1 protein-coding gene is annotated in these 483 nt (G+C 63.1%); it reads left to right on the top strand.

From position 1 onward, the window contains the following. Positions 1–21 precede the first annotated feature (21 nt). Positions 22–483, top strand: a 462-nt coding sequence (locus AC1D0P_RS28800) for a hypothetical protein (RefSeq protein ID WP_477679858.1), incomplete at its 3' end; no start/stop codon positions are given.

The following is a 483-nucleotide window of genomic DNA, read 5'->3' as shown; positions in this document are numbered from 1 at the left end:
ACACATCTCCTGCAATCGGCGATGATGGCTTATTACGACATCAAGCCATCGCGCCGGACGACGCTTGCCGTCTATCCGGAAATCTATGCCTTCCATATCGGCAAGGGCCACGGCGCCCATGCGCCCTACGATTTCTGGCCGGCCCGGCGCGAGATCATCCTCCGGACCACGGACCATCGCGAAGTGCTCGATGCCATCAACGATCGCGGCATCACCCGGCTTGCTGTTCCCGACCGGCCAATGCGCGACGTCGTCCATCGGCCGAAGGAAGAGGACGCCGCCTTCGACCGCATCGCATCGGCCTTCGTCTACCGCGCCACCGGCCGGATTGCAGAGGGCGATGTGACGATCTCAGGCACCGATAAGCGCACCGAATACAATCCCCACCAGGCATTGAGACCGGTCGACCAGACGCGCATGCAACGCGCAGCCCCGGTCACCGGCCGCCCGGTCAAGGAAACCGAGGACACCTATCTGCAATGG

This window comes from Polaromonas sp. P1_G2, from assembly GCF_056405515.1.
Note: the sequence above shows the minus strand (reverse complement) of the source record. Positions and strands in the feature narration are given on the sequence as shown.